The 26416-nt window shown below is 57.7% G+C and carries 25 protein-coding genes and 1 tRNA gene; 22 read left to right on the top strand and 4 right to left on the bottom strand.

Annotated elements, in window-relative coordinates; genetic code table 11:
* Positions 1–19: 19 nt before the first annotated feature.
* The 9 genes from dnaQ (at position 20) to NUX24_RS15080 (ending at position 9113) form a co-directional block, all read left to right on the top strand.
* Complete coding sequence (dnaQ, locus tag NUX24_RS15120) at positions 20–751, top strand: DNA polymerase III subunit epsilon (RefSeq protein WP_025912581.1); 732 nt, start codon at positions 20–22, stop codon at positions 749–751.
* Positions 752–882: 131 nt separating this feature from the next.
* Positions 883–959 (top strand) — tRNA-Asp (locus NUX24_RS15115).
* A gap of 379 nt (positions 960–1338) precedes the next feature.
* Entirely contained in the window at positions 1339–2058 is a 720-nt protein-coding gene (locus tag NUX24_RS15110; RefSeq protein WP_247825656.1) for a FadR/GntR family transcriptional regulator, read from the top strand.
* Positions 2055–3068, top strand: coding sequence for an ABC transporter ATP-binding protein (locus NUX24_RS15105; protein ID WP_257832554.1), 1014 nt, complete (start codon positions 2055–2057; stop codon positions 3066–3068). The genes NUX24_RS15110 and NUX24_RS15105 overlap by 4 nt, the downstream gene beginning before the upstream one ends.
* On the top strand, positions 3065–4147 hold the full coding sequence (locus NUX24_RS15100; protein WP_257832552.1) for an ABC transporter ATP-binding protein: 1083 nt from the start codon (positions 3065–3067) through the stop codon (positions 4145–4147). The genes NUX24_RS15105 and NUX24_RS15100 overlap by 4 nt, the downstream gene beginning before the upstream one ends.
* Positions 4148–4149: 2 nt before the next feature.
* The gene (locus tag NUX24_RS15095) at positions 4150–5664 is read left to right on the top strand and encodes an ABC transporter substrate-binding protein (protein WP_257832550.1); all 1515 of its coding nucleotides are present in this window, start codon (positions 4150–4152) and stop codon (positions 5662–5664) included.
* Positions 5665–5682: 18 nt separating this feature from the next.
* Positions 5683–6624 carry an ABC transporter permease gene (locus NUX24_RS15090; protein ID WP_008500268.1) on the top strand — a complete coding sequence of 314 codons (942 nt, stop codon included), beginning with the start codon at positions 5683–5685 and terminating at the stop codon, positions 6622–6624.
* Between the two features lie 2 nt (positions 6625–6626).
* Positions 6627–7502 carry an ABC transporter permease gene (locus NUX24_RS15085; RefSeq protein ID WP_029739694.1) on the top strand — a complete coding sequence of 292 codons (876 nt, stop codon included), beginning with the start codon at positions 6627–6629 and terminating at the stop codon, positions 7500–7502.
* A gap of 9 nt (positions 7503–7511) precedes the next feature.
* The gene (locus NUX24_RS15080; RefSeq protein WP_257832569.1) at positions 7512–9113 is read left to right on the top strand and encodes a gamma-glutamyltransferase family protein; all 1602 of its coding nucleotides are present in this window, start codon (positions 7512–7514) and stop codon (positions 9111–9113) included.
* 39 nt (positions 9114–9152) lie between these two features.
* Here NUX24_RS15080 and NUX24_RS15075 read toward each other — a convergent pair whose 3' ends face one another.
* Positions 9153–9923, bottom strand: a complete 771-nt coding sequence (locus NUX24_RS15075; protein WP_126329149.1) for an amidohydrolase — start codon at positions 9921–9923, stop codon at positions 9153–9155.
* A gap of 108 nt (positions 9924–10031) precedes the next feature.
* Positions 10032–12476: an acyl-CoA dehydrogenase FadE gene (gene fadE, locus NUX24_RS15070; RefSeq protein ID WP_257832547.1), complete on the bottom strand. Its 2445-nt coding sequence runs from the start codon at positions 12474–12476 to the stop codon at positions 10032–10034.
* A gap of 239 nt (positions 12477–12715) precedes the next feature.
* Here fadE and lpcA point away from each other — a divergent pair, with 239 nt between their 5' ends.
* Together lpcA and NUX24_RS15060 are read left to right on the top strand one after the other, a co-directional pair.
* A complete protein-coding gene (gene lpcA / locus NUX24_RS15065) occupies positions 12716–13294 on the top strand; it encodes a D-sedoheptulose 7-phosphate isomerase (RefSeq protein ID WP_010427884.1) in 579 nt (192 codons plus the stop codon).
* A 46-nt stretch (positions 13295–13340) separates the two neighbouring features.
* Positions 13341–14108, top strand: a complete 768-nt coding sequence (locus NUX24_RS15060; protein WP_023310496.1) for a class II glutamine amidotransferase — start codon at positions 13341–13343, stop codon at positions 14106–14108.
* On the opposite strand, the gene dpaA is transcribed toward NUX24_RS15060, so the two are convergent.
* Positions 14079–14819 (bottom strand): peptidoglycan meso-diaminopimelic acid protein amidase, encoded by a 741-nt coding sequence (gene dpaA / locus NUX24_RS15055; protein ID WP_023334609.1) that lies wholly within the window; start codon positions 14817–14819, stop codon positions 14079–14081. The genes NUX24_RS15060 and dpaA overlap by 30 nt on opposite strands.
* Positions 14820–15117: 298 nt before the next feature.
* On the opposite strand from dpaA, the gene NUX24_RS15050 reads away from it, so the two are divergent.
* The 8 genes from NUX24_RS15050 to dinB all read left to right on the top strand — a co-directional run bounded on the left by NUX24_RS15050 (position 15118) and on the right by dinB (position 22325).
* Positions 15118–16461, top strand: coding sequence for a Na(+)-translocating NADH-quinone reductase subunit A (locus NUX24_RS15050; RefSeq protein WP_257832544.1), 1344 nt, complete (start codon positions 15118–15120; stop codon positions 16459–16461).
* 3 nt (positions 16462–16464) lie between these two features.
* The gene (locus NUX24_RS15045) at positions 16465–17700 is read left to right on the top strand and encodes an NADH:ubiquinone reductase (Na(+)-transporting) subunit B (RefSeq protein ID WP_047653269.1); all 1236 of its coding nucleotides are present in this window, start codon (positions 16465–16467) and stop codon (positions 17698–17700) included.
* Positions 17693–18487 (top strand): Na(+)-translocating NADH-quinone reductase subunit C, encoded by a 795-nt coding sequence (locus tag NUX24_RS15040; RefSeq protein WP_126329147.1) that lies wholly within the window; start codon positions 17693–17695, stop codon positions 18485–18487. The genes NUX24_RS15045 and NUX24_RS15040 overlap by 8 nt, the downstream gene beginning before the upstream one ends.
* Complete coding sequence (locus NUX24_RS15035) at positions 18480–19118, top strand: NADH:ubiquinone reductase (Na(+)-transporting) subunit D (RefSeq protein WP_014882676.1); 639 nt, start codon at positions 18480–18482, stop codon at positions 19116–19118. The genes NUX24_RS15040 and NUX24_RS15035 overlap by 8 nt, the downstream gene beginning before the upstream one ends.
* A gap of 6 nt (positions 19119–19124) precedes the next feature.
* A complete protein-coding gene (gene nqrE, locus NUX24_RS15030) occupies positions 19125–19721 on the top strand; it encodes an NADH:ubiquinone reductase (Na(+)-transporting) subunit E (RefSeq protein WP_008500255.1) in 597 nt (198 codons plus the stop codon).
* Between the two features lie 10 nt (positions 19722–19731).
* A complete protein-coding gene (gene nqrF / locus NUX24_RS15025; protein ID WP_257832540.1) occupies positions 19732–20955 on the top strand; it encodes an NADH:ubiquinone reductase (Na(+)-transporting) subunit F in 1224 nt (407 codons plus the stop codon).
* Positions 20955–21158 carry a (Na+)-NQR maturation NqrM gene (nqrM, locus tag NUX24_RS15020; RefSeq protein ID WP_126329145.1) on the top strand — a complete coding sequence of 68 codons (204 nt, stop codon included), beginning with the start codon at positions 20955–20957 and terminating at the stop codon, positions 21156–21158. Before nqrF ends, nqrM begins: the two co-directional genes overlap by 1 nt.
* 108 nt (positions 21159–21266) lie before the next feature.
* Positions 21267–22325 carry a DNA polymerase IV gene (gene dinB, locus NUX24_RS15015; protein WP_047653272.1) on the top strand — a complete coding sequence of 353 codons (1059 nt, stop codon included), beginning with the start codon at positions 21267–21269 and terminating at the stop codon, positions 22323–22325.
* A gap of 74 nt (positions 22326–22399) precedes the next feature.
* Here dinB and pepD read toward each other — a convergent pair whose 3' ends face one another.
* Positions 22400–23857 (bottom strand): cytosol nonspecific dipeptidase, encoded by a 1458-nt coding sequence (gene pepD / locus NUX24_RS15010; RefSeq protein WP_047653273.1) that lies wholly within the window; start codon positions 23855–23857, stop codon positions 22400–22402.
* A 260-nt stretch (positions 23858–24117) separates the two neighbouring features.
* Here pepD and gpt point away from each other — a divergent pair, with 260 nt between their 5' ends.
* From gpt to crl, 3 genes are all read left to right on the top strand, one after another.
* Positions 24118–24576, top strand: a complete 459-nt coding sequence (gpt, locus tag NUX24_RS15005) for a xanthine phosphoribosyltransferase (protein ID WP_010427903.1) — start codon at positions 24118–24120, stop codon at positions 24574–24576.
* A gap of 104 nt (positions 24577–24680) precedes the next feature.
* Positions 24681–25925: an esterase FrsA gene (gene frsA, locus NUX24_RS15000; protein WP_047653274.1), complete on the top strand. Its 1245-nt coding sequence runs from the start codon at positions 24681–24683 to the stop codon at positions 25923–25925.
* Positions 25926–25982: 57 nt separating this feature from the next.
* Entirely contained in the window at positions 25983–26384 is a 402-nt protein-coding gene (crl, locus tag NUX24_RS14995) for a sigma factor-binding protein Crl (protein WP_023310506.1), read from the top strand.
* The last annotated feature ends 32 nt before the right edge of the window (positions 26385–26416 follow it).

Genomic DNA, 26416 nt, shown 5'->3' with positions numbered 1-26416 from the left:
TCTGACATAAATGACCGCTATGAGCACTGCAATTACTCGCCAGATTGTCCTCGATACCGAAACCACCGGTATGAACCAAATCGGCGCGCACTACGAAGGGCATAAGATCATCGAGATCGGCGCCGTTGAAGTGGTGAACCGTCGTCTTACGGGGAACAACTTCCACGTCTACCTCAAACCCGACCGGCTGGTGGATCCGGAAGCGTTCGGCGTTCACGGGATTGCCGATGAGTTCTTGCTGGATAAGCCGACTTTTGCGGATGTCGCTGACGAGTTCCTGGAATATATCAGGGGCGCCGAGCTTGTCATCCATAACGCATCGTTCGATATCGGCTTTATGGACTATGAATTCAGCAAGCTTAATCGTGATATCCCGAAGACGAACACTTTCTGTAAGGTGACGGACAGCCTGGCGCTGGCAAGGAAGATGTTCCCCGGCAAGCGTAACAGCCTGGACGCACTCTGCTCGCGCTACGAGATAGACAATACCAAGCGAACGCTCCACGGGGCGTTGCTCGATGCCCAGATCCTGGCCGATGTCTATCTGACGATGACCGGCGGGCAGACGTCAATGAAGTTCAGTATGGAAAATGAATCCCAGCAGACGCAAGGCGAAGCGGGCATTCAGCGTGTTGTTCGTCAGGCCAGTCGCTTGCGGGTTGTTTTAGCCAGTGATGAAGAGCTTCTTAACCACGAATCCCGGCTTGATCTGGTCCAGAAGAAGGGCGGCAGCTGTTTGTGGCGCGCCTGAAAAACGCCTTAATGCCTGTAAAATCATCGTTTGGGCGATTTTTGCAGCAAACGATTCAAAACGTGAGAAAAAGCGTTGACGAGATCGGAGGCGCACCGTAATATGCGCCTCGTTCCCCAAACGGGAACAGTGGAGCGGTAGTTCAGTCGGTTAGAATACCTGCCTGTCACGCAGGGGGTCGCGGGTTCGAGTCCCGTCCGTTCCGCCACTATTCAGAAAGCCTGAATCAGAAATGATTCAGGCTTTCGTCGTTTCAGCCTTCAGTAATCTCATTCTTTCCTTTATCGTTAACAAAAAGTTAATATTCATAGTGCAATTTATTAACAATTGCACGGGTATAGTGCATTATTTGCACTGTAATTGTGCATTTCTCCATCACTCCTCTCTTCGCACCTCATTCAGAATGCTTCTTTCTGTAAAAATAATTCACGCATAATCATCTGGTTATCTCCTGCTTTCCAAAAATATACCGAACCAATTAATTATTGGTTTGGTTATTGCTTAATCATTAGCACGATAAGCTTCATTCTATATCAATAACTTATCGTTAATAAAAATAAAGTCATGATGAAAGCGAGCGAACCAATATGGAAAAACCGTCACGGTTTCTGGCCAATTCCAGCACCGCGCTTGAGCAGTTGCGCGGGCTTATCAACCAGCATGAGTCAACACCAGGCATACCGCTGCCCACGGAACGTGAGCTGTCGGACACTCTCGGCGTAGGACGACGTGAAGTGCGTCGTGCGCTGGACGTGCTGGAAGAAGAAGGGCGCATCTGGCGTAAACAGGGCAAAGGGACCTTTATTGGCCCGGCTGCACCTGTTGAACCGCTGGCCCTTCAGGGATTGGTTCAGCAGACCAACCTTCTGGAAGTAATGGAAGCTCGTTTACAGCTCGAACCCGGCTTAGCCCGGCTTGCGGCACTGCGTGCCACCAGGGAAAACCTCGCGCTCATGCAGCGCATGCTGGAACGCATCGATAAGGTCAGCCCGGATGACCGCGATCTCAACGAACTCTGGGATAGCGCCTTTCACCGGGCGATTGCCGAGGCGGCGGGCAACCGTCTGATGCTCGGCCTGTTTGATGCCATTGATGCCGTGCGGCGTGAACCGGGCTGGCAGCATCTGCGCGAGCTGGCACGCACCCCCGAACGTGTCGACAGCTATAACGACCACCACCATAAGATCATGTCTGCGATTATCCATCGCCAGCCTAATGAAGCCGCGACCGCCATGCGCGAACACCTGCTTAGCCTGCAAACCGCCCTGATTCAGGCGATCCACCTCGAGGACGACTTCACGCCATGACGACAATACCCTTTAAGGACGCCACGCCCGTATTGCGGCTGAATAATCTCAACGTCAGGTTTTCCGGCTCGCCGGTGAGCGTGCTTGACGGCATTTCCCTGACGGTCAAAGCGGGCGAAACGCTGGCGCTGGTGGGAGAGTCCGGCTGCGGGAAAAGTATTACCTCGTTAGCGCTGATGGGGTTACTGCCCGCCAGCGCGCAGATTGTCAGCGGTGAGATGCAGTTTCGCCGCCACGATCTGCGAAAGCTCTCGCCGCGGGAATATGCCGACCTGCGCGGCAGCGAGCTGGCCATGATTTTCCAGGAGCCGATGACCTCGCTCAATCCGGCGTTTACGCTGGGCGATCAGCTTAGCGAAGCGGTTATGCGGCACCAGAACGTCTCGCGCGCAGAGGCGATGAAGGTCGCGCTGCAGATCCTCGAGAAGGTGCAGATCCCGGCGGCCGAGATGCGCCTGAAAGCATATCCCCACCAGCTTTCCGGCGGCATGCGCCAGCGCGTGATGATTGCGATGGCGCTGATTAACCACCCCAAACTGCTGATTGCTGATGAACCCACCACCGCGCTCGACGTCACCATCCAGGCGCAAATCCTCGCCTTGCTCAACGCCTTAAAAGAGGAAACCGGCACGGCGGTGCTGATGATCACCCACGATTTAGGCGTCGTGGCAGAAGTCGCCCAGCAGGTCGCCGTGATGTATGCCGGGCAGGTGGTGGAGCAGGGGAGCGTGGAGGCCATCTTTGCCGATCCGCAGCACCCGTACACCATCGGCCTGATGGGGTCGATCCCCTCGCTGGGCGCACGCAAGGGCCAGCTCTCCACCATTCCCGGCGCGGTCCCGCTCCCGGAATCCATGCCGAAAGGCTGCCGTTTCGCGACGCGATGCCCCTTTGCGCAGACGCGCTGCCATGCTGAAAAGCCATCGCTCACCTCGCTCGGCGCGGGCCATCAGGTCGCCTGCTTCCGCGTGCCGCTCGAACAGCACATTGCCCTGGGAGAAATCGCATGACCACGCCCATTCTTGAAGCCCGTGACCTCAGCAAGCTTTTCCCCGGCCCCAAAAAACTCTTTACCCCGGCACGGTTTGTCACGGCGGTCGATCGCGTTTCGCTTGCCGTGATGCCGGGCGAAACGCTGGCGATTGTCGGCGAGTCCGGCTCCGGGAAATCTACGCTCGGCCGTCTGCTGCTGCGCCTGCTGGCCGCCAGCGAAGGGCGCGTGTTCTACCAGGGGGAAGAGATCACGCATGCATCGGGGGCACGCCTGAACCAGCTCCGGCGCGAGCTGCAGATTATTTTTCAGGATCCCTTCGCCTCGCTCAACCCGCGCATGACGGTGGAGCAGATCGTCGGGGAGCCGCTGTGGCTGCATCAGAACATGAAAAAAGCGGATCGCCAGTACCGCGTTGCCGAGCTGCTCAAAACCGTAGGCCTGCCTGCCGCCTGGGCCGGGCGCTATCCGCACGAGTTTTCCGGCGGGCAGCGCCAGCGTATCGGCATTGCGCGTGCGCTGGCCTCAGGACCGAAGCTGCTGCTGGGTGACGAGCCGGTATCTGCGCTGGACGTCTCCGTTCAGGCGCAGGTGGTCAATCTGCTGGAGAGCCTGAAGCACCAGCTGGGGCTGACGATGGTGATTGTCGCCCACGGTCTGGCGGTGATCCGCCATATGAGCGACCGCGTGGCGGTTATGTATCTCGGGCAAATCGTTGAGCTTGCCACCGTCGACGAGATTTTTGACGCGCCGCTGCACCCCTATACGCAGGCGCTGATCGCCTCGGCGCCGCAGATGCAGCCGGGTGCTGAACGCGAAGCGCCGCTGCTGCAGGGGGATCTGCCCAACCCGGCCAGCCCGCCGTCCGGCTGCCGTTTCCACACCCGCTGCCCGTACGTTACCGATGAATGCCGCCAGGTTGAGCCGATCAATCAGGTGCTCGACGGTGGACGTCAGGTTGCCTGTCATCGCTGGCAGGAGATCAACCGCGATCGCAGCGTTATTCAGATCGCACCACCATCCGCCGCCTTTCTGCGCCGCCGCGCGCTGTTTGAACACGCGGCCACTCACTCGTCCCTTCCTTCAAGGAACTCATGATAATGACAATGCGTAATTCTCTTTTGACCGTACTGGGAAGTGTTATGTTGCTTGGCGCGGCGCTGCCCGCCCATTCTGAAAGCGTGCTGCGGATCGGCCTGGGCGCTGACCCGGACATGCTCGACCCGCATCTGGCGCGCACCTACTATGGCCGCTTCGTGTTTGCCTCCCTGTGCGACAGGCTGGTGGACGTAGATGAAAATCTGAAGGTCGTCCCCGGCCTGGCTAAAGACTGGGCGTGGAGTGACGACGGTAAAACCCTGACGCTTAATCTGCGCGAAGGCGTCACCTTCCACGACGGTGAGAAATTCGATGCCGCCGCCGCAAAATACAACCTCGACCGCGCCCTGACGCTAAAAGGCTCGCTGCGTAAAAGCGAAATCTCTTCCGTTGAATCGGTCGAGGTCACCGGCCCGATGCAGATTGCGCTGCACCTGAAAACGCCGGATGCGGCGCTGCTGATGCAGCTCACCGACCGCGCGGGCGCGATGATGGCCCCCGAGGCGGCGAAAAAGCCTGACTTTGCCGCCCACCCGGTCTGCTCCGGCCCGTATAAATTCGACAGCCGCGTGTCCCAGGACCGCATCGTTCTGACCCGCTTCGACAACTACTGGAACAAAGACGCCTACCACTTCGATAAAATCATCTATCTGCCGATCCCGGATGCCTCCGTGCGCCTCGCGAACCTGCGGGCGGGCGATCTTGACCTGACCGAAGGGATCGCCGCCAGCGACGTGAAAACCGTCGAAGCCGACAGCAAGCTGGCGCTGGCGAAGGTAACCGGTCTCGGCTATCAGGGCATCACCTTCAACATCAACAACGGCAAGGTGCCGGCGAACGATCCGTTCAAGGACGCCCGCGTGCGCGAGGCGTTTTCTCAGGCCATCGACCGCGATGCGTTAAACCAGGTGGTCTTTGAAGGGCTCTACACCCCGGCCAACCAGGCGTTTTCCCCGGTCAGCCCGTATCACGTGAATCTGCCGGTTCCGCCGCGTGACGTCGACAAAGCCAAAGCGCTGCTGAAGGCAGCAGGCATTACCGCGCCGCTGACCGTCAACCTGCTGGTGCCGAACAACCCAACCTCACAGCAGGTGGGCCAGGTGCTGCAGGCGATGGTCGCCGAGGCCGGATTTAACCTGAACCTGCAGATGACCGAATTCGCCACGCTGCTCGATCGCCAGCAGAGCGGCGACTATCAGCTGAGCTTCTCCGGCTGGTCGGGACGCCCGGATCCGGACGGCAGCATCTACGGCTTTATCAACAGCAAAGGCACGCTTAACGACGGCCGCTACAGCAACGCGCAGGTGGATGAGTGGCTGACCCAGGCGCGCCAGAGCACCGATCAGGCCGCACGCCAGCCGCTGTACGACAAGGTGGTGAAGCAGCTGCAAACCGACATGCCGATTGCCTACCTCTACTTCGAGCCGCGCATTTTCGGGCTGAACAAAAGCGTACAGGGCTTTAAGCCGTACCCGGACGGCATCGTGCGTCTGGCGGGTTTGACGCTGGCAAAATAAAGGTCCTGAGGAGAACCCATGCTGGAACTGATTTGCAAACGTCTGCTGCTGGCCGTCCCGACGCTATTGCTGGTGAGCATGATGGTGTTCGGGCTGCAAAAGCTGCTGCCCGGCGACCCGCTGATCGCCATGGCCGGGGAGGAGCGCGACCCGGCGGTCATCGCCCAGCTGCGCGCGGAGCTGAATCTCGATGCGCCCATTCCCGTGCAGTATTTCCACTGGCTGACGCGGGCGCTGCAGGGCGATCTGGGCGTCTCCTTACGCACGCACGAACCGGTGACGCAGCTGATCGCCAGCAAGCTGCCGGTCACGCTGGAGCTGTCCCTGCTGGCGATGATTATTGCGCTGGTGTTTGGCATCAGCATGGGGATCCTCGCGGCGGTGAACAAAAACAGCTGGGTCGATCACGGGGCGAACTTCGTGGCGATCTCGGGGATCTCGATCCCGCACTTCTGGCTGGGGATCCTGCTGATTCTGGTCTTCTCGGTGAACCTGCAGTGGCTGCCCGCGTCCGGCTACGTGCCGTTCAGTGAAGATCCGCTCCAGAACCTGCGCACGCTGCTGCTGCCCGCGTCCGTGCTCGGAACCGGCCTTGCGGCGACGCTGATGCGCCATACCCGCGCCTCGATGATTGCGGTCCTGAAGGCGGATTACATCCGCACCGCGCGCGCTAAGGGGCTGCTGCCAAAGGCGGTGATCCTGAAGCACGCGTTTCGCAACGCGCTGGTACCGGTCATCACCCTCACCACGCTGCTGTTCGGCGAGCTGCTGGGCGGCGCGGTGCTGACCGAGCAGGTTTTCACCATTCCGGGCTTCGGCAAGATGATCGTCGACTCGGTATTTAACCGTGACTACGCGGTGGTGCAGGGCGTGGTGCTGATCGTGGCGATCGGCTTCCTGATGCTCAACCTGCTGGCCGACGTGCTCTACGTCCTTATCAACCCGAAAATGCGAGGTTAACCATGGCGGAACTGACGACGCAAACCGTTACGCCCGCGCTGCCGCGCGCGCAAAATCGGGTGCTGAAGAAATTCCTCGCCAACAAAAGCGCGGTGATTGGCGCGGTGGTGGTGGGATTCTTTGTACTGGTGGCGCTGCTGGCGCCGTGGATCGCCCCGTTCGACCCGGTCAAGGCCAACTTCCTGGCGGTGCGCAAAGCGCCGTCGGCGATGTACTGGTTCGGCACCGACGAGCTGGGGCGCGACATTTTATCCCGCATTATCTGGGGAGCGCGCACCTCGCTTATGGCGGGCTGTATGTCGGTGGTGATTGCGGTGGTTATCGGCGTGCCGCTGGGGCTGGTGGCGGGTTACTTCCAGAAGATGTGGGACGGGGTGATCTCGCGCTTTATCGAGGCGCTGCTGGCCTGTCCGTTCCTGATCATGGCTATCGCGCTGGGGGCATTTTTGGGCCCGAGCCTGACGAACGCCATGATCGCCATCGGTCTTTCGGCTATGCCGATCTTCGCTCGCCTGACGCGCGGGCAGGTGATCGCCATTCGCAACGAAGAGTATATCGACGGCGCGCGGGCGATTGGCCTGCCGGATCGCTGGATCATCATTAAATACGTCCTGCCAAACGTGATGTCACCGATCCTGGTGCAGGCCACGCTGGCGATTGCCTCGGCGATTATCGCCGAAGCCAGCCTGTCGTTTTTAGGGCTGGGGCAGCAGCCGCCCAATCCGTCATGGGGCTCCATGCTCAACACCGCGAAAGGGTTTCTTGAGCAGGCGCCGTGGATGTCCGTTTTCCCCGGCGTGGCGATTTTCCTTGCCGTGCAGGGCTTTAATTTACTCGGCGACGGGCTGCGCGATGCGCTCGATCCGCGCCACGACTAAGGAGTCATGATGACCAAAGCGCTTGATTTTACGTCCGGTTACGCTTCACGCCGCCCGCCGATGATGGGCCATAACGCCGTCGCCACGTCGCAGCCGCTGGCGGCGCAGGCGGGAATGAAAATGCTGCAGTTGGGCGGCAACGCCGTGGATGCGGCCATTGCCACCGCGATGGCGCTGACGGTGGTTGAGCCGACCGGTAACGGGATCGGCAGCGACGCCTTTGCCATCGTCTGGGACGGCGAAAAGCTGCACGGTCTGAACGCGTCCGGTCGTTCGCCTGCCAGCTGGCATGCGGATCTGTTTGCCGGAAAAACCGCGGTGCCGGAAATCGGCTGGGACGCGGTGACCGTGCCGGGGGCGGTATCCGGCTGGGTCGCGCTGGCGGAACGCTTCGGCACGCTGCCGCTGACCACGCTGGCGCAGCCTGCCATCGACTATGCGCGCAACGGTTTTCCGGTTTCTCCGCTGATTGGCCATCTCTGGCAGCGCGGCTATAACAAGCTGAAAGATCAGCCGGGCTTCAGCGCCTGCTTCGCGCCGGAAGGCCGCGCCCCGCGCGTGGGGGAAATCTTCCGCAACCCGGCGCAGGCGAACTCGCTGGAGCTGATTGCCCGCACCAACGGTGACGCCTTTTACCGCGGCGAGCTGGCGCAGAAAATCGCCGCCTTCGCCAAAGAGCACGGCGCGCACCTGACGGCTGAGGATCTGGCAAACCATCGCGTGGACTGGGTTGAGCTGCTGTCGCGCGACTTCGCGGGCGGTTCGGTGCAGGAGCTGCCGCCTAACGGCCAGGGGATCGCCACGCTGATTGCGCTCGGCATTCTGGAGCAGTGCGGCATTGAGAAGCATCATCCGGATTCCGTGCAGTCCCTGCACCTGTCCATTGAGGCGATGAAGCTGGCGCTGGCGGATCTCGACCGCTACGTGGCGGATGAAGAACACATGGCGTTCGCGGCGAAAGAGCTGCTGAGCGACCATTATCTGAAGTCGCGCGCGGCGCTTATCGATCGCGACAAGGCCTCTGATTTTGTCTACGGCTCCCCGACCCAGAGCGGCACGGTCTACATCAGCACCGCCGACGCCAGCGGGATGATGGTTTCGTTTATTCAGTCCAATTATATGGGCTTTGGTTCAGGCATTGTGGTGCCGGATACGGGGATCAGCCTGCAAAACCGGGGCTGCGGGTTTGTGCTGGATCCTAATCACCCGAACGCGCTGGCGGGCAGCAAGCGCCCGTTCCACACCATCATTCCGGGCTTTGCGATGGACGGCAGCGGCCAGCCGCTGATGTCCTTTGGCGTGATGGGCGGCCCGATGCAGGCGCAGGGGCACATGCAGATGGCGCTGCGCATTATGCTGCACGGGCAAAACCCGCAGGCGGCAATTGATGCCTCGCGCTGGCGCGTGGTGCAGGGCAGGGAGGTGATCGTTGAATCGACCTTCGATCGCAATACCATCGCCGCGCTGCGCGAGCGGGGTCATCAGATCGTGGTGGAAGATCCGCTTCAGGATTACAACTTCGGCGGGGCGCAGGTGATTTATCGCCTGCCGGAAGGACACTACGTGGCCGCGACGGAAAGCCGCAAAGACGGGCAGGCGCTGGTGAGTTAATGTTTTATCCTCCCTCTCCCGTTGGGAGAGGGGAAAATTTCACCCAATGCTAAACGGATCTGCATCCTGCCAGGCCGGAAACTTCTCGCGATACTCCTGCAGCGCCGTCAACGACAGCTCCGCATCAATCCGCGTCGCCTGATGTGGCTCGGCGGTGGCAATGATCTCGCCCTGCGGATTCACCACCCGGCTGTCGCCGCGGTAGTGATGCCCGTTGCCGTCCGTCCCCACACGGTTACAGCCCACCACGTAAGCCTGGTTCTCAATCGCGCGCGCTACCAGCAGCGACTGCCAGTGCAGGGAGCGCGGTGCAGGCCAGTTGGCAACATACAGCGCCAGGTCGTAATCGTTGCGGTTGCGCGACCACACCGGGAAGCGCAGGTCGTAGCAGACCAGCGGCAAAATACGCCAGCCGCGCCACTCGAACACCACGCGCTCGTGACCCGCTTCATAGTGATGATGCTCATCCGCCATGCGGAACAGGTGGCGTTTATCGTAAAAATGCACGTTCCCTTCCGGCTCCACCAGCAGGAAGCGGTTCACCGGCCCGCGATCCGTTTGCAGAGCGGCGCTCCCGGCGATTAGCGCGTTGGTCTGCTGCGCTTTGGCATGCATCCAGGCGACCACCTCATCCTGCGGCATTGACTGTTGTGCCGCTTCCATGGCGAAGCCGGTCGTGAACATCTCCGGCAGGACAATCACATCGCGCCCGGTAATCTCTTCCAGTTGACGATCAAAGTGGCGCAGATTGGCGGGGCCATCCATCCACACTAAAGGTTGCTGCAAAATCGAAATCTTCAAACCAGGCACGATACAGACTCCTCAAAAGACCGCTTTTTGACACTGTAGCACGTCATTACGGGAAAATGTGGCAATAAAAAACCCCGCGCGAGGCGGGGTTTGTATAAGCGAAACGCGTTACGCCGCTTCAGGTTTGCGATGCTTCTCCGGCAGCTTTACCGGCTGCGTCGCCAGCTCGTCCGGTTCGAAATCATCCACGTTAATACTGCGCAGACGGCTCTCTTCGGCTTTCACCAGCAGAGCGGCTTCATCTTTATTGATAATGCCACCGGCAAGCGCCTGTTTTGCCAGTTCGTCCAGACGGGTAAACGGCAGGTTTTTGCCCAGCTGTTTACAGATTTTCTGGTGAATCGGATCGGCAGCCATCACGTCCAGCAGCGCCTCTTCCAGCAGACCCACCGGGTTATGCGGCGTCGGCGTCAGATACTGACCACGACCGATACGGGAGCGGGTTGCGCTCGGTACCTGCAGGATCTTCGCCACCTTGTGGTCCAGCTTGTCGGACGGCGCCAGATGGTGACGACCGGTCGGGAAGATCACCACGCGCAGGGCGCCCGCCACAAAGCGGTTCGGGAAGTTAGCCAGCAGGTCGTCAATCGCCTGTTCAGCCTGATACATCGCATCCTGAACGCCCCAGTGTACCAGCGGCAGATCCGCTTCCTGACGGCCTTCATCGTCGTAGCGCTTCAGGACCGCAGAGGCCAGGAAGATCTGGCTCAGCACATCCCCCAGACGGGCTGAGATACGCTCGCGACGCTTCAGGCTGCCGCCCAGCACCGCCATGGAGACGTCAGACAGCAGAGCCAGGTTGGCGCTCAGACGGTTCAGATGCTGGTAATAACGTTTGGTCGCATCGCCCGTCGGCGTCGCGCTGGTAAGACCGCGCGTCAGGCCCAGCCAGAAGCTGCGCATCTTGTTGCTGCCCACGTGACCGATATGTTTGAACAGCAGCTTATCGAAGGCATCCACGTCGTTGTTCTGCGCGGCAGCCATCTCTTCCAGCACGTACGGATGGCAGCGGATTGCGCCCTGACCGAAGATCATCATGCTGCGGGTTAGGATGTTTGCCCCTTCCACGGTGATGGCAATCGGTGCGCCCTGATAGCCGCGCGCCAGGAAGTTGCCTTCGCCGAGCATAATGCCTTTACCGCCTGCGATATCCATCGCGTCAATGATCGACTGCTGGGCGCGGTGGGTACAGTGGTACTTCACAATCGCGGACAGCACGGCCGGTTTTTCGCCGAGCATAATGCCGTAGGTAATCAGAGAAGCCGCGGCATCCATCACGTAGGCATTGCCCGCGATACGCGCCAGCGGCTCTTCGATACCTTCCATCTTGCCGATGGAGATTTTGAACTGACGGCGGATGTGCGCGTACGCACCAATCCCCATCGCGACCGACTTCAGACCGCCGGTTGAATTCGACGGCAGGGTAATGCCGCGGCCCACAGACAGACATTCCACCAGCATACGCCAGCCCTGACCGGCCATTTTCGGACCGCCGATGATGTAGTCAATCGGCACGAAGATATCCTGGCCGCGGGTTGGACCGTTCTGGAACGGCACGTTCAGCGGGAAGTGACGACGACCAATTTCAACGCCCGGGGTAGAGGTTGGGATCAGCGCACAGGTAATGCCCAGATCTTCTTCACCGCCCAGCAGTTTTTCCGGGTCTGAGAGCTTAAAGGCCAGACCCAGCACGGTGGCGATTGGTGCCAGGGTGATATAACGCTTGTTCCAGGTCAGGCGCATGCCCAGCACCTGCTCGCCCTGCCACTCGCCCATGCAGACCACGCCGGTATCCGGGATCGCGCCCGCATCGGAGCCCGCTTCCGGGCTGGTCAGCGCGAAGCAAGGGATTTCCTGACCGCGTGCCAGACGCGGCAGGTAGTGATCTTTCTGCTCTTCGGTACCGTAGTGCTGCAGCAGTTCGCCCGGGCCTAAGGAGTTAGGCACGCCAACGGTAATCGCCAGGATCCCGGAAACGCCCGCCAGCTTTTGCAGGACGCGAGCCTGAGCGTAAGCGGAGAACTCCAGACCGCCGTACTCTTTCTTGATGATCATCGCGAAGAAGCGATGTTCTTTCAGATACGCCCACAGCTCAGGCGGCAGGTCGGCCATTTCATGGGTAATGGCAAAATCGTTCGCCATGCGGCACGCTTCTTCCACCGGGCCATCAATAAAGGCCTGTTCTTCAGCGGTCAGACGCGGCTGCGGATAGTTGTGCAGCTTTTTCCAGTCAGGATTGCCCTGGAACAGATCGCCTTCCCACCAGGTGGTGCCCGCGTCAATCGCTTCTTTCTCAGTGCGCGACATTGGCGGCATCACTTTGCGGAAGCCCTTGAACACCGGCGCGGAGATCATGGATTTACGCATCGGGGCCAGGTTAAATGGCAGAAGAATGATGGCGAGAGGGACTAAAAGCCAGATATTCCAGAGGCCTGCGACGCCAAGCGCAGCCGTCCAGGCCAGAAGAATCAGGCTGCTCAGGAATAAACTTACGCGGTGATAGAACAACACACCGAGCAGTACAACGGTTGCGAGAATGCTCAAAATCATCATAAAGAAAAGCTCCCTTGCTTGTAGGAGGTCTGACCACTTTTGATGATATGGTTGTAGTTGATGTGAATTCCTTTAGCAATGTGTTTACAAAATAATTACAACCTGGTTCACATTGTTCGCGTTTTAGCCGGCACAAAAAATCAAAACGCCGGACGTTTCGCAAGGCTTTAGCTTCTCGCTTTTCCCGCTATCCGGTACACTCCACTGTGTTATTTCATCAATACTGAAGGATTATCCTCATGTACCAGGATCTTATTCGTAACGAACTGAACGAAGCGGCGGAAACGCTGGCGAACTTTTTGAAAGATGATGCCAATATTCACGCTATTCAGCGCGCAGCGGTCCTGCTGGCCGACAGCTTCAAAGCCGGCGGCAAAGTGCTTTCCTGCGGAAACGGCGGTTCCCACTGTGACGCTATGCACTTCGCAGAAGAGCTGACCGGACGCTATCGCGAAAACCGCCCGGGCTACCCGGCGATTGCGATTTCAGACGTGAGCCACATCTCCTGCGTAGGCAACGACTTCGGTTACGACCACATCTTCTCCCGCTACGTTGAAGCGGTAGGCCGTGAAGGCGACGTGCTGCTGGGGATTTCTACCTCCGGTAACTCCGGCAACGTGATCAAAGCGATCGCCGCCGCGCGTGAAAAAGGGATGAAAGTCATCACCCTAACCGGTAAAGATGGCGGTAAGATGGACGGTACGGCGGATGTCGAAATTCGCGTTCCGCACTTCGGTTATGCTGACCGTATTCAGGAAATTCACATCAAAGTGATCCACATCCTGATTCAACTGATCGAAAAAGAGATGGTTAAGTAAGACTTCGCTGGGGGCACTCTTGCCCCCGCTGTTGTGGAGGTGTTGTATGTGCGAACTGCTCGGGATGAGCGCCAATGTGCCAACCGATATCTGCTTTAGCTTCACCGGGCTGGTTCAGCGCGGTGGAGGAACCGGGCCGCATAAAGACGGCTGGGGCATCACCTTCTACGAAGGCAAAGGGTGTCGCACGTTCAAAGATCCACAGCCCAGCTTTAACTCACCGATTGCCAAACTGGTGCAGGACTATCCCATCAAGTCCCGCTCGGTGATCGCCCACATCCGTCAGGCTAACCGTGGCGAAGTGGCGCTGGAAAATACCCATCCGTTTACCCGCGAGCTGTGGGGCCGTAACTGGACCTACGCGCACAACGGGCAGCTTACGGGCTATAAGTCGCTGGAGACGGGCAATTTCCGCCCGGTAGGCGAAACGGACAGCGAAAAAGCCTTCTGCTGGCTGCTGCACAAGCTGACGGAGCGCTATCCCCGCACGCCCGGCAACATGACTGCCGTGTTCAAATATATCGCGACGCTGGCATCTGAACTGCGTGAAAAAGGCGTGTTCAACATGCTGCTCTCTGACGGCCGCTATGTGATGGCGTTCTGCTCGACGAATTTGTTCTGGATCACCCGCCGTGCGCCGTTTGGCGTTGCGACGCTGCTCGATCAGGATGTGGAGATAGACTTTCAGAAGGAGACCACACCGAACGATGTGGTCACTGTTATCGCAACGCAGCCGCTGACGGGCAACGAAACCTGGCAAAAGATTATGCCAGGCGAGTGGGTGCTATTTTGTCTCGGGGACCGTGTAATTTGACGCCAGCTGCGGATGGACGACTTCGTGGCTCAGCGGTTTGCTGACCACGTAGCGGCCATCGACGATAGAGACCACAGGTGGCTTGTGGGTCTGCTCAAAGTAGTCGTAACCCGGCTTCAGCTGTTTCCAGAAATCCGCGTAGTATGAGTACTTGTGACGCGCCATGTTGGCGTCCGTCATGCGGAACGGATAGATGCTGACCTGTACGTTAGGCTGCCCAAAGACCAGCGCGCCCGTCACGAACTGGAAAATCTCATCAATGCCAGAGTCGGTCATCGCATAACAGCCGATAGACACGCAGGCACCGTGGATCATCAGATATTTACCTTCATAACCGTGTGCACGGTCATAGGCATTCGGGAAGCCGATGTTAATGGCTTTATAGAAGCGGCTGTCAGGCTTGAGCTGGCTGCGCTGAACGTTATAGAACCCTTCCGGACTTTTGAAATCGCCCTGACGCTGTTTTGGCCCCAGTCCGCCGGAATAGTTACAAATTTTGTAACTATCAAGCAGCTGATATGTCTCGCCCATTTTGACAAACAGATCGAGAGTGCGCTCTTCCTTGAAGATCTGAATATAAACCGGCGATCCCATTAACTGCTGTTTATATTCTTTGCTGATCGGCGTCGTTGAGCTATTACTGCTGAGCAGCCCGGCAAACGACATGCACGGCATCAGAAGCATCGCAATGAACAATGCGATTTTACGCATACTACTAGTTCCTTGATAAAACCATGACCAACTTGCCAGGACGGCAAAAGAGACCCGAAATCAGATTATTCTGTTAGGAGCGCTCACATTAGCACCGCTATAGATTTTCGCAAGAGCCGGGCGGTGAGTTTACAAATTAGTTTTACTTTATAAACCATCAAAATTGCGATGGCTCCAGGAACTTTGCGCATTAGGTCGCAATTTGGCGCGCGCGACGGCGGATTCCCTGCCCGCGGGAAGGGGAAAATGTTACACTTTGCGCCCACTGGATTGTTGTTCATGGAAACCTGCTAACCACATGTTTAAAATTAAAAAGGGACTTGATCTGCCGATTGCAGGCGTGCCAGCGCAGCACGTTTCGACAGGCGCAAGCGTCCGTCATGTCGCCATTTTGGGCGAAGACTACCTGGGTATGCGTCCTTCAATGCTGGTACAGGAGGGCGATCGCGTTATCAAAGGACAGCCGCTCTTTGAGGACAAAAAAAATCCCGGCGTGATGTTCACGGCCCCCGCGAGCGGCACCGTTGTGGCCATCAACCGCGGCGAGCGTCGCGTTCTGCAGTCGGTGGTTATCCGCATTGAGGGCTATGAAAAGCGTGAATTTGCCCATTACGACACCGCAGAACTCGCGTCGCTGAACCGTGATGCCGTTCAGGATCAGCTCCTGGCGTCCGGTTTATGGACCGCGCTTCGTACACGCCCCTTCAGCAAATCCCCTGTTCCGGGCACGGAACCGGCCGCGATTTTCGTCACGGCAATCGACACCAACCCGCTCAGCGTGGACCCGGAACCGGTTATCCTGGCGCAGCGAAAAGCCTTTGACGCTGGTCTGACCGTTTTAACCCGCCTCACGTCCGGAAAAGTGCACGTCTGCCAGGCCGGCGGCGGCAAGCTCGGCGGCCATCCGCAGGGGCAGGTCACGTTTAATGAGTTTGCTGGCCCGCATCCGGCGGGGCTGGTCGGGACACACATCCATTTCCTTGAGCCAGTAAGCCTGACGAAACAGGTTTGGCATCTTAACTATCAGGACGTCATCGCCATCGGTAAGCTCTTTACTACGGGCGAACTCTGCGCTGAACGGATAATCGCCATCGGCGGACCTCAGGCCGCAAACCCGCGCCTGGTGAAGACGCTGCTGGGCGCTGACATCAACGAACTGCTGGTGGGGGAAACGAAAGAGGGCGAAAACCGCCTGATTTCCGGATCGGTCCTCAGCGGCCGCCATGCTGTCAATGCGAACGCGTACCTGGGACGCTTCCATTTGCAGGTCAGCATTGTGCAGGAAGGGCGTGAGAAAGAGCTGTTTGGCTGGGTTCTGCCAGGCGCAGAAAAATACTCCGTCACCCGCACCACGTTGGGCCACTTCCTGCGTAACAAGCTGTTTAGCTTCTCAACCAGCACGCACGGCGGCGAGCGTGCCATGGTCCCGATTGGCAACTACGAGCGCGTCATGCCGCTGGATATTCTGCCTACCGTGCTGTTGCGCGATCTCCTTGCCGGCGATACCGACGGCGCGCAGGCGCTGGGCTGTCTGGAGCTGGACGAAGAAGATCTGGCGCTCTGTACCTATGTCTGTCCGGGCAAATATGAATATGGACCGGTATTGCGCGAGGTGTTAACCCGCATTGAGCAGGAAGGATAACCGATGGGCTTAAAACACCTCTTTGAAAAAATTGAGCCGCACTTTACCGAAGGGAAGCTCAAAAAGTACTACCCGCTGTATGAAGCGACGACAACCATTTTTTATACGCCAGGTCTGGTGACGAAAGGGGCGGCGCACGTTCGCGACGCTATCGATCTGAAACGCATGATGATCCTTGTGTGGTTTGCGGTTTTCCCGGCCATGTTCTGGGGCATGTACAACGTCGGCCTGCAGACCATTCCGGCGCTGCACCACATGTACGATGCACAGCAGCTGGCGCAGGTGATCCAGTCCGACTGGCACTACCGTCTGGCCCAGTCGTTAGGGGTGAGCTTCGCCGCAGACGCGGGCTGGCTGAGCATGATGACGCTGGGCGCGGTCTTCTTCCTGCCGATTTACATCACGGTATTTATCGTGGGCGGCTTCTGGGAAGTGCTGTTTGCCATCATCCGTAAACATGAGATCAACGAAGGCTTCTTCGTGACCTCGATTCTTTTTGCTCTGATTGTTCCACCCACACTGCCGCTCTGGCAGGCGGCGCTGGGCATCAGCTTCGGCGTGGTGATTGCCAAAGAGATCTTCGGTGGGACCGGGCGTAACTTCCTTAATCCTGCGCTGGCGGGGCGTGCGTTCCTGTTCTTTGCTTATCCGGCGCAAATCTCGGGCGACCTGGTCTGGACGGCGGCAGACGGTTTTTCCGGCGCAACGCCGCTTTCACAGTGGGCGGCACACGGCGGCGAAACGCTGGTCAACAACGCTACAGGTCAGCCTGTCACCTGGTTTGATGCCTTTATTGGCAACATTCCGGGCTCCATCGGGGAAGTCTCTACGCTGATGATTTTGCTTGGCGGGGCGATCATTCTTTTCGGTCGCGTGGCCTCCTGGCGGATCGTTGCGGGCGTGATGATCGGCATGGTGCTGACCGCCACCCTGTTCAACGTTATCGGTTCGACCACCAATCCGATGTTCTCCATGCCGTGGTACTGGCATCTGGTGCTGGGTGGCTTCGCGTTCGGCATGATGTTCATGGCGACGGACCCCGTCTCTGCCTCGTTTACAGACAAAGGTAAATGGAGCTATGGCGTGCTCATTGGCGCGATGTGTGTCCTGATCCGCGTGGTCAACCCGGCGTATCCGGAAGGGATGATGTTGGCCATTCTGTTTGCCAACCTGTTTGCGCCACTCTTCGATTACCTGGTGGTGCGGGCCAACATTAAGCGGAGGAAGGCGCGTGGCTGAGGTTAAAAATAACGACAGCATCAGCAAAACGCTGCTGGTGGTGCTGGTGCTCTGTCTGGTCTGTTCTATTGTTGTGGCCGGCTCTGCCGTGGGGTTAAAACCCCTGCAGCAGGAGCAACGTGCGCTGGATAAACAGCGCAACATCCTGGCCGTCGCCGGGCTGATGCAGGAAGGAATGAGCGCAGACGACGTTTCGGCCGTCTTTGCCGAACGTATTTCGGCGCGTCTGGTGGATTTAAAAACAGGTGAACTGCTGGATAAAGACCCGGCAACATTCAACCAGGCGCTGGCGCTGAAAGATCCACAGATGAGCCTGACGCTGGAGGCAGCGCAAGATCCCGCCGGGATTAAGCGTCGCAGCAACCTTGCCGAAATCTATCTGGTTCGCGACCCCCAAAAACGTATTCAGGAAGTGGTACTGCCTGTTTACGGCAACGGCCTGTGGTCAATGATGTATGCCTTTGTGGCCCTTGATACCGATGGCCGCACGGTAAAAGGCATTACGTATTACGACCAGGGCGAAACGCCGGGGCTGGGTGGCGAAGTTGAAAACCCTAACTGGCGGGCACAGTTTGTCGGCAAGAAAGTGCTCGACGATAACGGCCTGCCTGCGCTGAAGGTGATGAAAGGGGCGGCACGTCCCGGTGACGACTACGCCGTCGACGGGCTTTCCGGCGCCACGCTCACCTCAAAAGGCGTGCAGCACAGTTTTGATTTCTGGATGGGCGAGCTGGGCTTTGGTCCTTTCCTGAAAAACGTACGTGAAGGAGCGCTGAACAATGGCTGATACCGGTGAACTGAAAGAAGTTAAAAAGGTGCTCATTGGCCCACTGTTAGCCAATAACCCGATCACGCTCCAGGTGCTGGGTGTCTGTTCTGCTCTGGCGGTGACGACCAAGCTGGAAACGGCGGTAGTGATGACGCTGGCGGTCACGCTGGTCACGGCGTTCTCCAGCATGTTTATCTCGATGATCCGCCACCATATCCCCAACAGCGTGAGGATCATCGTACAGATGGCGATCATCGCCTCGCTGGTGATCGTGGTCGATCAGCTGCTACGCGCCTTTGCCTATGAAACCTCCAAACAGCTCTCGGTGTTTGTCGGGCTGATTATCACCAACTGTATCGTCATGGGGCGTGCGGAAGCCTACGCCATGAAAATGCCACCGCTGGCGAGCTTTATGGACGGCATCGGCAACGGCCTGGGCTACGGCGTGATCCTGCTGACCGTGGGATTCCTGCGTGAGCTGATTGGCAGCGGCAAGCTGTTTGGCATCACGGTGCTGGACACGGTGCAGAACGGCGGCTGGTATCTGCCAAACGGCCTGTTCCTGCTGGCCCCTAGCGCATTTTTCATTATCGGTTTGTTGATCTGGCTGATTCGTACGCTGAAGCCAGAGCAGCAGGAAAAGGAGTAACCGACGATGGCTCATTACCTGAGTTTGTTTGTGCGGGCGGTGTTTGTTGAAAACATGGCGCTCGCGTTTTTCCTCGGCATGTGTACGTTCCTTGCGGTCTCCAAAAAAGTGTCGACGGCATTTGGTCTCGGTATCGCGGTCACCGTGGTGCTCGGCTTATCTGTACCGATCAACAATCTGGTGTACAACTTTGTGCTGCGGGACGGCGCGCTGGTGGAAGGGGTTGATCTCAGCTTCCTAAACTTCATCACCTTTATCGGGGTGATCGCGGCGCTGGTGCAAATCCTCGAGATGATCCTCGATAAGTATTTCCCGTCGCTGTACAACGCGCTGGGGATCTTCCTGCCGCTGATCGCGGTGAACTGCGCCATCTTTGGCGGCGTCTCGTTTATGGTCCAGCGTGATTACAACTTCAGCGAATCCGTGGTGTACGGTTTTGGTTCCGGCATCGGCTGGATGCTGGCGATTGTCACCATGGCGGGGATCCGCGAGAAAATGAAATATGCCAACGTGCCTGCGGGTCTGCGGGGCTTGGGGATCACCTTTATCACCACCGGGCTGATGGCGCTGGGCTTTATGTCCTTCTCCGGTGTGCAGCTATAAGGGCTAACAGATGGAAATTATCCTTGGCGTGGTGATGTTCACGCTGATTGTACTGGTGCTGTCAGGGCTTATTCTGGCGGCGCGCGCGAAGCTGGTGAATTCCGGCGACGTGGTGATTGATATTAACGACGAGCCGCAGAATCAGATCCGCACGCCGGCCGGAGACAAGCTGCTCAACACGCTCTCCGGTAACGGCATTTTTGTCTCCTCAGCCTGCGGCGGCGGCGGCTCCTGCGGGCAGTGCCGCGTGACGGTAAAAGAGGGCGGTGGCGATATTCTGCCAACCGAGCTGGCGCATATCACAAAGCGTGAGGCAAAAGAGGGCTGTCGTCTGGCCTGCCAGGTCGCGGTGCGTCAGAACATGAAGATTGAGCTGCCGGAAGAGATCTTCGGCGTCAAAAAATGGGAGTGCGAGGTTATCTCTAATGATAACAAAGCCACCTTTATAAAAGAGCTGAAGCTGCGGGTGCCGGAAGGCGAGCATGTCCCGTTCCGCGCCGGAGGATACATTCAGATTGAGTGCCCGGAGCACGCTGTGGCCTATGCGGACTTTGACGTGCCGGATGAGTACCGCGCCGACTGGGACAAATTCAATCTCTTCCGCTTTGTATCTGAGGTGAAAGAGCCGACGCTGCGCGCCTACTCGATGGCCAACTACCCGGAAGAGAAGGGCATCATCATGCTCAACGTGCGTATCGCCACGCCGCCACCGAATGTGCCGGATGCACCGCCGGGCGTCATGTCGTCATACATCTGGTCCCTGAAGCCTGGGGATAAGGTGACCATCTCCGGCCCGTTCGGGGAGTTCTTCGCGAAAGATACCGACGCGGAAATGGTGTTTATCGGCGGCGGTGCCGGTATGGCCCCGATGCGCTCGCACATCTTTGACCAGCTCAAGCGGCTGGGTAGCCAGCGTAAGATCAGCTTCTGGTACGGGGCGCGCTCGCTGCGCGAGATGTTCTATGAAGATGAGTTCGAACAGCTGGCGCGTGAAAACCCGAACTTCACCTTCCATGTGGCGCTTTCCGATCCGCAGTCGGAAGATAACTGGACGGGTTATACGGGGTTCATCCACAACGTGCTGTATGAAAACTACCTCAAGCAGCACCCGGCGCCTGAGGACTGCGAGTTCTATATGTGTGGTCCGCCGATGATGAACGCCGCCGTGATTAAGATGCTGAAAGATCTCGGCGTCGAAGATGAGAACATCTTGCTCGATGACTTTGGAGGCTGATGATGCTGACGTTTCTGGCAACCTTTGTGGTGTTTGTGCTTGTCATCTTCGGCATGTCGTTAGGCTGGATCGTTAAGCGGAAAAGCATTCAGGGCAGCTGCGGCGGTATTTCCTCTATTGGGATGGAAAAGGTCTGCGACTGTCCGGAGCCGTGCGATGCGCGGAAAAAAAGAATGGCCCGCGAGCAGAAGCGCATTATTTAAGTTTTTGTTGGCCGGGTAAGGCAAAGCCGCCACCCGGCATTCTTACATCTGCTTCTCAATCCTCATTTGTTTACTGTATACTTATCCAGTGATGAGTGAGGGCTTACTATGCGCAAAATAATCCATGTCGATATGGACTGCTTTTTTGCCGCAGTGGAGATGCGTGACAACCCGGCGCTGCGGGATATTCCCATCGCCATTGGCGGCAGCCGCGTTCAGCGTGGTGTCATCAGCACCGCCAACTATCCTGCGCGCAAATTTGGCGTGCGCAGCGCGATGCCAACGGCGATGGCCTTAAAGCTTTGCCCTCATCTCACACTTCTGCCCGGCAGGTTTGAAGCCTATAAAGAGGCTTCCCTCCATATTCGGGAAATCTTCTCCCGCTATACCTCTCTGATAGAGCCGCTGTCGCTGGACGAAGCCTATCTGGATGTGACCGACAGCGTGCACTGCCACGGCTCCGCGACGCTGATGGCTAAGGAGATCCGTCAGACGATTTTCAACGAGCTGAATCTGACGGCATCGGCGGGTGTGGCGCCCGTTAAATTCCTTGCCAAAATCGCCTCCGATTTAAATAAGCCCAACGGTCAGTACGTCATTACGCCGGAAGAGGTGCCCACATTTTTAAAAACGCTGCCGCTTGGCAAAATCCCTGGGGTTGGGAAAGTCTCCGCCGCAAAGCTGGAAAGCATGGGGTTACGCACCTGCGAAGACGTGCAGCGAAGCGATCTCGCGATGCTGCTTAAGCGGTTCGGGAAGTTTGGCCGCGTGCTGTGGGAGCGCAGCCAAGGGATTGACGATCGCGATGTGAACAGCGAGCGGCTGCGGAAATCCGTCGGCGTTGAGCGCACACTTATTGAAGATATTCATGACTGGTCCGAGTGCGAATCTATTATCACGGAACAGCTCTACCCGGAACTGGAGCGACGCTTAAGCAAGGTGAAGCCGGACCTGCTCATCGCCCGTCAGGGCATCAAGCTCAAATTCAACGACTTCCAGCAGACCACGCAGGAACACGTCTGGCCGCGTCTGAATAAAGACGATCTTATCGCGACGGCGAAAAAGGCATGGGAAGAACGCCGGGGCGGGCGAGGGGTGAGGCTGGTGGGGTTGCACGTCACGCTGCTGGATCCGCAGCTAGAGCGCCAGCTGCTTCTGGGATTGTAAAAAAGCCCGGTGGCGCTACGCTTACCGGGCCTTCGTTTTACCCTTTCCCTGTGGGAGACGGCTGGATGAGGGCGTTACTTCGCAGGAATCGCTTTCAGCAGTTCAGTCAGCAGCGTCCAGTAGTGACCGACGCTTTCGATATGAACCTGCTCATCCGGGGAGTGCGGGCCGGTAATGGTTGGCCCGATGGACACCATATCCATGTCTGGATACGGCTTCTTGAACAGACCACATTCCAGACCGGCGTGGATCACCTGAATGTTCGGGGTGCTGTTGAACAGACGCTGATAGGTTTCACGCACCAGCGCCATCACCGGAGAACTCGCATCCGGCTGCCATCCCGGGTAGCTGCCTTTGGCAGACGTTTTGGCGCCCGCCAGCGTGCCCAGAGATTCCAGCATGCTCACCACGTACTCTTTACCGCTGTCGATCAGCGAGCGGATCAGGCAGATGATTTCCGCACTGTCGTCGCTCATGCTCACCACGCCCACGTTCAGTGAGGTTTCCACCACGCCTTTCGCCACGTCAGAGTTGCGGATCACGCCGTTTGGCGTCGCGTTCAGCAGCTGAACGAAGGTGTCACGAGACTGCGCGGTCAGGGCGGTTTTATCCGTGGTCACGGATTCCAGCACTACGGTCAGGTTTTTCTCTTTCGCCGACAGTTCGTTTTTCAGGATATCCAGGTATACGGTGGAGAGTTTTTTCAGCTCGTCCGCTTTTGCCGCGGGAACCGCTACGGTGGCGAACGCTTCGCGTGGGATCGCATTGCGCAGGGTACCGCCGTTGAAGTCGACCAGACGCAGATCCAGCTCGGCCGCATGGCCTGCCAGGAAGCGCGCCAGCAGCTTGTTGGCGTTACCCAGGCCCAGATGAATATCACCGCCGGAGTGGCCGCCTTTCAGCCCTTTCAGCGTCAGCTTGAAGGTCTGGAAACCGGCAGGAATCGCTTCGCGCGACAGCGGCAGGGTAGAGATGAAATCAATTCCGCCCGCGCAGCCCATGTAGATCTCACCTTCTTCTTCAGAGTCGGTGTTGATCAGGATGTCCGCCTGCAGCCAGTTCGCCTGCAGACCAAACGCGCCGTCCATGCCTGCTTCTTCGGTCATGGTCAGCAGCACTTCCAGCGGACCGTGCTCAACGCTGTCGTCGGCCAGCACGGCCAGCGCAGAGGCCATACCGATGCCGTTATCCGCGCCCAGCGTGGTGCCGCGCGCTTTCACCCAGTCGCCGTCGATGTACGGTTGAATCGGGTCTTTGGTGAAGTCGTGAACGGTGTCGTTGTTCTTCTGTGGCACCATGTCCAGGTGCGCCTGCAGCACAACCGGTTTGCGGTTTTCCATACCTGCGGTAGCCGGTTTGCGGATCAGAATGTTGCCAACCTGGTCACGTTCAGCATGCAGACCTTTTTCCTTCGCCCAGCCCATAATATGTTCGGCAAGCTGTTCTTCATGGTAGGAAGGGTGTGGAATGGAGCAGATTTTCGCAAAAATATCCCACAGCGGCTGCGGAGATAATTGAGACAGTTCAGACACGATAAGTCTCCTTGTCGAGGCGCTGCAAACAGGGTTGCAGGTCACAGGGTTAGCAGGTTAATAGTTACCACAAGTCAGGCTTGCGAGATGAAACTGAGAATACCACTTTCTCTGCTGGCTGGTAGCATAAAGCATGTAAAAACTCAGGCAGAGGGCGCTAAACACTGGTTTTTAGTGCGTCAGATCTCTATAATCTCGCGCAACCTATTTCCCCCTCGAACACTTTTTAAGCCGTATAAAAACAGGCTGGGACACTTCACATGAGCGAAAAATACGTCGTCACCTGGGACATGTTGCAGATTCACGCACGCAAACTGGCTGCGCGTCTGATGCCTTCCGAACAGTGGAAAGGCATTATTGCCGTCAGCCGTGGCGGTCTGGTACCGGGGGCGCTGCTGGCACGTGAGCTGGGTATTCGTCATGTCGATACCGTTTGCATCTCCAGCTATGACCATGACAACCAGCGCGAGCTGACCGTGCTGAAACGTGCTGAAGGCGACGGTGAAGGTTTCATCGTTATCGACGATCTGGTGGACACCGGCGGTACAGCGGTCGCTATCCGCGAAATGTATCCGAAAGCCCATTTCGTCACTATCTTCGCGAAGCCTGCTGGCCGCCCGCTGGTTGACGATTACGTGATTGATATCCCGCAGGACACCTGGATTGAACAGCCATGGGATATGGGCGTGGTCTTCGTACCGCCTATTTCAGGCCGTTAATACCAGTACGTAACTTTACACGCCCGACTATGTCGGGCGTTGTTCTTTTTGGCCTGCCACGCGTTACAATAGTCTTCATATGACGTATTCATGGAGGCAACGCAATGACGCAGGCGAATCTCACCGAGACTCTCTTCAAACCCCGTTTCAAACACCCTGAAACGTCGACGCTGGTGCGTCGCTTTAATCCGGGTACCCAGCCTGCCGTCCAGTCCGCGTTAGACGGTAAAAACGTGCCTCACTGGTATCGCATGATTAACCGTCTGATGTGGATCTGGCGCGGCATTGACCCTCGTGAAATCCTCGACGTGCAGGCGCGTATCGTGATGAGTGAAGCCGAGCGTACCGACAGCGAACTCTACGACACGGTGGTGGGCTACCGCGGTGGCAACTGGATCTACGAGTGGTCGAAACAGGCGATGGTCTGGCAGCAAAAAGCCAGCCAGGAAGAGGATGCTACGCTCAGCGGCAAGCACTGGCTGCACGCCGCTAACCTTTACGGGATTGCTGCCTACCCGCATTTAAAAGGGGATGAACTGGCGGAGCAGGCTCAGGCTCTGGCGAACCGTGCTTATGAAGAAGCGGCGCAGCGTTTGCCGGGCCAAATGCGCGAGCTTGAGTTCAGCATTCCTGGTGGCGCACCCGTCACCGGGTTCCTGCATATGCCTGAAGGCGACGGTCCGTTCCCGACCGTGCTGATGTGCGGCGGGCTGGATTCGCTGCAAATTGATTATTACAGCCTGTATGAGCGTTACTTCGCACCAAAAGGGATCGCGATGCTGACGCTTGATATGCCTTCAATTGGTTTTTCATCTAAATGGAAACTGACTCAGGATTCCAGCCTGCTGCACCAGCATGCGCTCAAAGCGCTGGAAAACATTCCGTGGGTTGACCACACCCGCGTGGCGGCTTTCGGCTTCCGTTTTGGCGCGAACGTCGCGGTGCGTCTGGCTTATCTTGAATCTTCTCGTCTGAAAGCCGTCGCCTGCCTCGGCCCGGTCGTACACGCTCTGCTGAGCGATCCCGCGCGTCAGGGGAGCGTACCTGAAATGTACCTTGATGTGCTGGCCAGCCGCCTTGGCATGCATGATGCATCAGACGAAGCGCTGCGGGTTGAGCTCAATCGCTACTCGTTAAAAACGCAAGGGCTGCTGGGACGTCGATGCCCAACGCCGATGCTGTCGGGGTTCTGGAAAAACGATCCGTTCAGTCCGGAAGAAGAGTCGCGCTTAATCACGTCGTCATCTGCGGATGGCAAACTGCTTGAAGTGCCGTTCAGCCCGGTCTATCAGAATTTCGATAAAGCACTGAAAGAGATTACGCGCTGGATCGCTCAGAGATTGTGTTAATAGATTGCTAAATTTTGCTGGTTTGGTAAAACAGTGGCTTCACAAAAGGAGATCGCAATGACGTTACCGAGTGGACACCCGAAAAGTAGACTGATTAAGAAGTTTATGGCTCTCGGCCCGTATATTCGAGAAGAGCAGTGTGAAGAGAATCGCTTTTTTTTCGACTGCCTGGCTGTATGCGTCAACGTGAAGCCTGCACCCGAAAAACGTGAATTCTGGGGCTGGTGGATGGAAATGGAAGCAGAGGAAAAACGCTTTACGTATAGCTACCAGTTTGGCCTGTTTAATAAAGACGGCAACTGGCAGGCCACCACGATTAAAGATCAGGAAGTGATTGACCGCCTGGAATATACGCTAAAAGAGTTTCACGATAAGGCACGCGCACTGCTGGCTACCCTGGATCTCAAGTTCGAACCCGCGGATGACTTTTCCAGCGAAGCGGTGAAGCTGACTGCCTGATAGTCTTCCCCCTCTCCCTGTGGGAGAGGGCA

This window comes from Enterobacter sp. HG048 (assembly GCF_024702055.1).
GTDB classification, from domain to species: Bacteria; Pseudomonadota; Gammaproteobacteria; order Enterobacterales; family Enterobacteriaceae; genus Enterobacter; species Enterobacter dykesii.
The sequence above is the reverse complement of the archived record's forward strand: the minus strand, read 5'-3'. Positions and strand labels throughout refer to the sequence as shown.

Coding starts and splice junctions, on each gene's coding strand:
- dnaQ (WP_025912581.1), top strand. CDS start 20: ATGAGCACTGCAATTACTCGCCAGATTGTCCTCGATACCGAAACCACC.
- NUX24_RS15110 (WP_247825656.1), top strand. CDS start 1,339: ATGGAAAAACCGTCACGGTTTCTGGCCAATTCCAGCACCGCGCTTGAG.
- NUX24_RS15105 (WP_257832554.1), top strand. CDS start 2,055: ATGACGACAATACCCTTTAAGGACGCCACGCCCGTATTGCGGCTGAAT.
- NUX24_RS15100 (WP_257832552.1), top strand. CDS start 3,065: ATGACCACGCCCATTCTTGAAGCCCGTGACCTCAGCAAGCTTTTCCCC.
- NUX24_RS15095 (WP_257832550.1), top strand. CDS start 4,150: ATGACAATGCGTAATTCTCTTTTGACCGTACTGGGAAGTGTTATGTTG.
- NUX24_RS15090 (WP_008500268.1), top strand. CDS start 5,683: ATGCTGGAACTGATTTGCAAACGTCTGCTGCTGGCCGTCCCGACGCTA.
- NUX24_RS15085 (WP_029739694.1), top strand. CDS start 6,627: ATGGCGGAACTGACGACGCAAACCGTTACGCCCGCGCTGCCGCGCGCG.
- NUX24_RS15080 (WP_257832569.1), top strand. CDS start 7,512: ATGACCAAAGCGCTTGATTTTACGTCCGGTTACGCTTCACGCCGCCCG.
- fadE (WP_257832547.1), bottom strand. CDS start 12,476: ATGATGATTTTGAGCATTCTCGCAACCGTTGTACTGCTCGGTGTGTTG.
- lpcA (WP_010427884.1), top strand. CDS start 12,716: ATGTACCAGGATCTTATTCGTAACGAACTGAACGAAGCGGCGGAAACG.
- NUX24_RS15060 (WP_023310496.1), top strand. CDS start 13,341: ATGTGCGAACTGCTCGGGATGAGCGCCAATGTGCCAACCGATATCTGC.
- dpaA (WP_023334609.1), bottom strand. CDS start 14,819: ATGCGTAAAATCGCATTGTTCATTGCGATGCTTCTGATGCCGTGCATG.
- NUX24_RS15050 (WP_257832544.1), top strand. CDS start 15,118: ATGTTTAAAATTAAAAAGGGACTTGATCTGCCGATTGCAGGCGTGCCA.
- NUX24_RS15045 (WP_047653269.1), top strand. CDS start 16,465: ATGGGCTTAAAACACCTCTTTGAAAAAATTGAGCCGCACTTTACCGAA.
- NUX24_RS15035 (WP_014882676.1), top strand. CDS start 18,480: ATGGCTGATACCGGTGAACTGAAAGAAGTTAAAAAGGTGCTCATTGGC.
- nqrE (WP_008500255.1), top strand. CDS start 19,125: ATGGCTCATTACCTGAGTTTGTTTGTGCGGGCGGTGTTTGTTGAAAAC.
- nqrF (WP_257832540.1), top strand. CDS start 19,732: ATGGAAATTATCCTTGGCGTGGTGATGTTCACGCTGATTGTACTGGTG.
- nqrM (WP_126329145.1), top strand. CDS start 20,955: ATGATGCTGACGTTTCTGGCAACCTTTGTGGTGTTTGTGCTTGTCATC.
- dinB (WP_047653272.1), top strand. CDS start 21,267: ATGCGCAAAATAATCCATGTCGATATGGACTGCTTTTTTGCCGCAGTG.
- gpt (WP_010427903.1), top strand. CDS start 24,118: ATGAGCGAAAAATACGTCGTCACCTGGGACATGTTGCAGATTCACGCA.
- frsA (WP_047653274.1), top strand. CDS start 24,681: ATGACGCAGGCGAATCTCACCGAGACTCTCTTCAAACCCCGTTTCAAA.
- crl (WP_023310506.1), top strand. CDS start 25,983: ATGACGTTACCGAGTGGACACCCGAAAAGTAGACTGATTAAGAAGTTT.